Genomic DNA, 6409 nt, shown 5'->3' with positions numbered 1-6409 from the left:
AGGGGGTTGGGGGTTTGCTGGGGGAATAAGGGGTTATCACCCAGGGGGTTTAGGGGGTTATTGGTTGGATTTTGGGGGACTAGGGGAGTAGCTTTGAGGGGGGAGTTTTTAGGGGTGCTATCTAGCACGCTGATATTATATTCTTTGTTGTAAAAATAGCCTAGAGCGATGGTATTTGCCAAAAATAAAAACCCCAAGAACATGGTTAATTTGGCCAAAAAGCTTGCCGGGCCCTTAGCCCCAAAAAGCGACTCATTGCTCCCACTATAAGCCCCTAGCCCAATGCTGGAACTCTTTTGCAACAACACCACAATGACAATCGCCACCGCCAAGACAATTTGCAAGACCAAGAACAGACCGCTCAACTCTAGTACTCCCAAAACATGATTAAATGGCTATTTTAGCAAAATTTTATTAAAATTGGGGCTTTAACAAGGGGCGGTATGTGTGGGATGGCGCGCCACTCTTTTAATCGGATGGCTCAAAGTTATGCTCTTTACTCCAGCGTGCAAAACCAAATCGTCAGCAGACTCTTAGCTGGTTTGGCGGGGCGTTTTTATGCACGGGTGTTGGATTTGGGCTGTGGGAGTGGTAATGTGTTGCAACAATTACCCCATTTTAAAATCGCTGTGGGGGAGTTTGTGGGCTTGGATCGATCGGCTGAGATGTTGGAGCAACACCCTAAGCGCATGGAGGGGGTGGGGCATGTGCGCTTGGTGTGTGCGGATTTTGAACACAACACTTGGGGAACGTTTGATTTGGGCATTGCTTGTTCGTCCTTGCAGTGGGCGCACGATTTGGGGGGCGTGTGTAGGCACTTGGCGCAAAGTTGCCAGCAAGTCGCTTTGGCGATTCACACCAGTGCCAGTTTGCAAGAGGTGCATGCCTTTTTGGGCACGCATTCGCCCTTGAGGCAAAGAGAAGAGGTTTGCAACATTTTAGATCAAAGTTTTAAGGGGTTTGTAACCAAAATGTGGATGGAAAATTTTAGCCAAACTTTTAGCAAAAGAGAAGAGTTTTTAGACCAGCTCAAATTAGGGGGGTTGTTGGGTGGGGGGTTGCCCTTTAGCAAGGCCAAAGCCTTGAGGTGCAACGCCCCCTATGAATCTTTAAGCTACGAAGCCGTGTTTTTGGTGGGGGAAAAGCGGTGAAACGGGTATTTTCAGGGATACAGCCCACTGGAGGAGTGCACTTGGGGAATTATCTGGGGGCGATCAAGCATTGGGTAGATTTGCAAGATTGCTATGAGAATATTTTTTGCATTGTCAATTCCCATGCCATCACTTTGCCCCAAGACCCCGCCCTTTTAAAAGAGCAGAGCCTGCAGATGGCGGGCATGTTACTCGCCTGCGGGATTGATCCCAAGCGTTCGGCTTTGTTTGTGCAAAGCCAAATTAACGAGCATGGCGCACTCACTTGGTTATTAGATTGTGTGGCCAGCATGGGCGAACTTAGCCGCATGACCCAGTTTAAGGACAAGAGCGCACGGGCTGAGAGTGTTAGCGTGGGGTTATTTAATTATCCCGTGTTGATGGCGGCTGATATTTTGCTTTATCAAAGCGATGCTGTGCCCGTGGGGGAGGATCAAAAGCAACATTTGGAGCTAGCCCGCAATTTGGCAATCAAGTTTAACCGCGATTTTGGGGAGTGCTTTAAAGTGCCTGAGCCTTTGATCGCTAGCAGTGGGGCTAGGGTGATGGGCTTAGATGATCCGCTGGTCAAAATGAGCAAATCCCATAAGGGGGCTTTCCATGCGCTCTTTTTGCTCGATGCTCCCGATGTGATTGCCAAAAAGATCAAAAAAGCCACCACCGACTCACTAGGCACTTTGGTTTTTGACAAAGAACGCCCGGGGATTTACAATTTGTTGAGCATTTATGCCATTTTGAGCCAAAAGAGCCCTAGCCAAGTGGAATTAGAATTTGAAGGCAAGGGCTATGGGGTGTTTAAACAAGCCTTGATCGATTTATTAATCGCCACTCTAGCACCCATTCAAGAAAAATACGCCCAAATCCAAAACGATCCAGCCTATGTGCTAGGTATCCTTAAGGAAGGCTTAGAGCAAGTCCAGCCCATTGCCAAAAAAACCTACCAACGCGCCAAAAGCTTGATGGGGCTCTTGTGATTGCTTTTGTTTTAACTTTGCTTTCATCACTCGCCCTGAGTGCCACGCCCTTTATCTCTTTGGGCGATCCGGCCAAATACCAACATAACTTCACGCATTTTGATTATGCCAACCCCAATGCCCCTAAGGGCGGGACTTTAAGAAACTATGCTTTGGGGACTTTTGATAGCCTCAACCCCTTTGTGTTGAAGGGCACAAAGGCTAGCGGGCTAGAATTGGTCTATGACACTCTCTTGGTCCAAAGTTTGGATGAACCTTATGCTGAATACGCCCTAATTGCCAATGATATTCAGCTCGATCCACAAAACCGCTTTGTGATCTTTGGGATTGATCCGCACGCTCAATTTAGCGATGGGGTTAAAATCACCGCCCATGATGTCAAATACAGCTTTGATACACTCATGCAAAAGGGGAGTCCGGTTTTTAGGCAATACTATGGGGATGTGCAAGAAGCGGTAGTTTTAGATGATCGCCATGTCAAATTCAGCTTTAAAGACACCAAAAATCGCGAATTAGCTCTGATCTTAGGGCAACTCCAAATCATCCCCAAACATTTTTTTGAAAAACATGGGTTTGATAAAGACCCTTTGTTAGTGCCTGTCTCTAGCGGACCCTATGTGATTGAATCCTTTGCAGTGGGTAAGAAAATCACCTATAAGCGCAACAAACATTATTGGGCACAAAATCTCCCCGCTCAAAGGGGGCAGTATAATTTCGATCGCATCTCTTTTGACTACTATAAAGATGACTCGGTGGCGTTGCAAGCATTTTTGAGCGGGGCGTATGATTGGCGTTTTGAGAGTACCGCTAAGGTTTGGGCTAGGGGGTATGTGGGCAAGGGCATTGAGCAGGGCAGGATCATCAAAAAGCTTTTTAAACATGCCCTACCGGGTGGTATGCAAGGCTTTTTTATGAATACGCGACGAGCACTTTTTAAAGATGCGCGCGTACGCGAGGCGTTGTTTTATGCCTTTGATTTTGAATGGGCTAATCTCAACCTCTTTTTTTCCCAATACACCCGCACAAAAAGCTATTTTAGTAATTCAATCTTTGCCTCTAAGGGGCTACCAGAGGGGCAAGAGCTTAAGATTTTGGATCGCTACAAAAAGGCTTTAGAGGCTTATGACCCACGCATTTTCACCACGCCCTATTTAGTGCCCACCACTAATGGGGCGGACAAACTGGGGAGCAGTCGGCGTGAAAATCTCAAATACGCCCAAAAACTCCTAAAAGAAGCCGGTTTTGTGGTGCGCCATAACCAGCTCATTGATCCCAAGACTCAAAAACCCTTTATCTTTAGTATCTTACTCAATAACCAAGCTTTTGAACGCTTAGCCCTTGCCTACGCTAAAAATCTAAAGGTTTTGGGGATCACCATGCAGATCCAAAAGGTGGATTTGAGCCAATACACCAACCGGGTGAAAAAGTTTGACTATGACATGATCGTGGGGAATATCGGGCAGTCTTTGTTTCCGGGCAATGAACAACGCTACTACTGGGGGAGTGCCAGTGCCAAGCAAAATGGGAGCCGTAACTACGCAGGCATTGCTAACCCTATCATTGATGATCTGATTTCTCTAGTGGTTAGTGCCAAAGATCGCACGAATCAAATTGCTGCCGTGCGGGCATTGGATCGCGTGTTGTTGTGGGGGTTTTATGTGATCCCGCATTTCCATTCCTCCAACTTTAGAATCGCCTACTGGGATAAAATTGGCATGTTAGCTAGCCCACCCTATGGATTCTCGCCCTATTTGTGGTGGGATCGAGAGCTTAAAGGTCCTTGATGTTTGCCTATATCCTCAAACGCCTTTTGCTCATTATTCCCACTTTGTGGGGCATCATCACGCTCAATTTTTTCATTATCCAAAGCGCGCCGGGCGGACCAGTCGAGCAGATGGTGGCTAAGATCAGCAATGCTGGCAACCAAGAGAGCAACAACACCTCGTTAAAACAGGTCAATGAGAGTGCCTACAAGGGCGCACAAGGGCTAGATAGCGCGCTGTATGCAGAGCTCACTAAGCTTTATGGCTTTGATAAACCCTTGTGGGAGCGCTATGTAACCATGCTCAAAAAATACTTCTTGTTTGATTTTGGGCAGAGTTTTTACCGCCAAATCAGCGTGATTGACTTGATAAAAGAAAAATTGCCCGTTTCGATCTCGCTAGGATTTTTCAGTACGCTATTAATTTACCTCATCTCCATTCCGCTAGGCATTTACAAGGCAAGGCATAACAACTCTAACTTTGACATTGCCAGCTCTGTGGCGGTGGTGGTCGCCAATGCCATCCCCTCCTTTTTATTTGCCATTATTCTGATTGTGCTCTTTGCTTCGGGCACTTATTGGCAGATTTTCCCGCTAAAGGGTTTGGTGAGCGATAATTTTGCAGTTTTAGGCACGCTAGGTAAGATCAAAGATTATCTTTGGCATATCAGCTTGCCCGTTTTGTGCATGAGCATTGGGGGGTTTGCCACACTCACTCTATTAGTTAAAAATTCCTTTTTAGATGAGATGGGTAAGCTCTATTTGATCAGCGCGCGCGCTAAGGGAGCCAGTGAGGGGCGTATTTTTTATGGACATGTGTTTCGCAATGCGATGCTCTTAGTGATTGCGGGCTTTCCCAGTGCCTTTTTGGGCGTATTTTTTAGTGGGAGCTTGCTCATTGAGATCATTTTTAGCTTGGATGGGCTGGGTCTGTTAGGCTTTGATAGCATCGTCAATCGAGATTATCCAGTGGTCTTTGGATCGCTTTATATTTTTACTTTACTAGGTTTGGTGATTAATTTGGTGAGCGACTTGACTTATAGTCTTGTCGATCCGCGAATTGATTTTGACCGCCGTTAAAAGAAAGGGTTATGATGATGGGTTTAAAATCTAGCGTGCGTTTATATGGGTATGCGTTGTTGGTGTTATTGGTTTGTTTGGGCGTGTATGTGGGGGCGTTTATGCTGGCTGTGCGCTCCCATGGGAATTTTAATTTAGAACGCACCCTCCACGCTCTCCAAGAACAAAAGCCCCCCCTAGAACACAGCACCCAAGCCCCCCCCAAGCAAACCCCACCCAGCCCACCAGAAACTAAAGAAATCCCAAACACCCAAGCCACACCCCCAGCCCAGATAGCCCCCCAAACAGCACAAGAAGACCCCACCCCCCAAACTCCAAAACCCCTAGAAGCCCCTAAGCAGACTCAAGACTCCCCACCTCCCCAAATCTTTACCGTGAGTTTTAATGTGGTGAATGTGCGCGCACACCCTAACACGCAATCGCGCATCGTGGAAAAAATTTTCAAGGGGCAAGAGGTGCAAGTGCTAGAGATCAAGGAGGGTTGGGCGCGGATCAAAAAAGGCTGGGTGTTCTTGCACTTGCTCAAAAAGAGTTCTGAATGAAGCTTTTTGGGGTCTTTGGCAACCCAATTGCCCATTCTAAATCTCCCCTACTACACAATGCCACATTTTTAGCCCTAGAGCAGACTTTGGGCTTTAAGGGCAATTACCAACGCATTTTAATAACAAATGGCAATCTATTGGGGCAAACATTTTTAGAATTAGGGCTACAAGGGGCTAATATCACCTCCCCCTTTAAGCAGATAGCTTTCAGCTTAAGCGATGTGATCAAGGGACCCGCGCAAAACTTAGGGGCGATCAACACTTGGGTGTTTGAAAAAGGCAAGCTTGTGGGCTATAACACCGACATAGAGGGCTTTTATCTCCCCCTAAAAGAGCCTTTGAAGACCCTAAACAAATCCCCCGCCCAAATTACTGCCCTTATCTTAGGAGCTGGGGGGAGCGCGCGTGCGGTGGCGTGTGCTCTGTGCTCTGTAGGCATTTCTATTAGCGTGCTTAATCGCAGTCTAGCTAAACTGGACTTTTTCAAGGCCCAAGACATGCCATGTTTTACCCCCCACAATTTTAAACCTCAAAGCTACGATCTCATCATCAACACCACCACCGCCGGGTTTATGGATAATTCCTTGCCCCTAGACTCCGCACTTTTAACCCCACTCTTCAAACAAGCCCACATTGCCTACGATCTGATCTACCATAAATCCACACCCTTTTTGCAACTAGCGCGCCAACATGGCTTAATCACCCTAGATGGGAAAGCCATGCTTATCACCCAAGCCGCCTTGAGTTTTGCGCTCTTTTGCCACCACCAAGTGCCATTGGATCAAATTTTAAAAGCCATGTGGGGTGTCCTCAAATAACCTAATCATCTGATTCCTAAGTTGGGTGTGTTACTAAAAGTAATCTGATCTCCACCCACGCTCTAATAAAGTTGTGATTAAC

7 protein-coding genes are annotated in these 6409 nt (G+C 46.8%); 6 read left to right on the top strand and 1 reads right to left on the bottom strand.

The window, feature by feature from the left end; all coding sequences use genetic code 11:
• On the bottom strand, positions 1-365 hold a 365-nt coding region (gene secG / locus EAO36_RS01990), incomplete at its 3' end, for a preprotein translocase subunit SecG (RefSeq protein ID WP_120955640.1).
• A 78-nt stretch (positions 366-443) separates the two neighbouring features.
• On the opposite strand from secG, the gene EAO36_RS01985 reads away from it, so the two are divergent.
• Genes EAO36_RS01985 through EAO36_RS01960 form a run of 6 tightly spaced genes read left to right on the top strand, consistent with a single transcriptional unit; the run spans position 444 to position 6327 of the window.
• Entirely contained in the window at positions 444-1151 is a 708-nt protein-coding gene (locus EAO36_RS01985; RefSeq protein WP_120948136.1) for a methyltransferase domain-containing protein, read from the top strand.
• Entirely contained in the window at positions 1148-2125 is a 978-nt protein-coding gene (gene trpS / locus EAO36_RS01980) for a tryptophan--tRNA ligase (RefSeq protein ID WP_120948135.1), read from the top strand. Before EAO36_RS01985 ends, trpS begins: the two co-directional genes overlap by 4 nt.
• On the top strand, positions 2122-3909 hold the full coding sequence (locus EAO36_RS01975; RefSeq protein WP_205586156.1) for an extracellular solute-binding protein: 1788 nt from the start codon (positions 2122-2124) through the stop codon (positions 3907-3909). The genes trpS and EAO36_RS01975 overlap by 4 nt, the downstream gene beginning before the upstream one ends.
• Positions 3909-4967, top strand: a complete 1059-nt coding sequence (locus EAO36_RS01970) for a microcin C ABC transporter permease YejB (protein WP_120955636.1) — start codon at positions 3909-3911, stop codon at positions 4965-4967. The genes EAO36_RS01975 and EAO36_RS01970 overlap by 1 nt, the downstream gene beginning before the upstream one ends.
• 14 nt (positions 4968-4981) lie before the next feature.
• A complete protein-coding gene (locus EAO36_RS01965) occupies positions 4982-5509 on the top strand; it encodes an SH3 domain-containing protein (RefSeq protein WP_162983242.1) in 528 nt (175 codons plus the stop codon).
• On the top strand, positions 5506-6327 hold the full coding sequence (locus EAO36_RS01960) for a shikimate dehydrogenase (protein ID WP_120948131.1): 822 nt from the start codon (positions 5506-5508) through the stop codon (positions 6325-6327). Before EAO36_RS01965 ends, EAO36_RS01960 begins: the two co-directional genes overlap by 4 nt.
• Positions 6328-6409: the final 82 nt, after the last annotated feature.

The organism is Helicobacter mehlei (assembly GCF_003660265.1).
In the GTDB taxonomy this organism is placed as follows: domain Bacteria; phylum Campylobacterota; class Campylobacteria; order Campylobacterales; family Helicobacteraceae; genus Helicobacter; species Helicobacter mehlei.
Note: the sequence above shows the minus strand (reverse complement) of the source record. Positions and strands in the feature narration are given on the sequence as shown.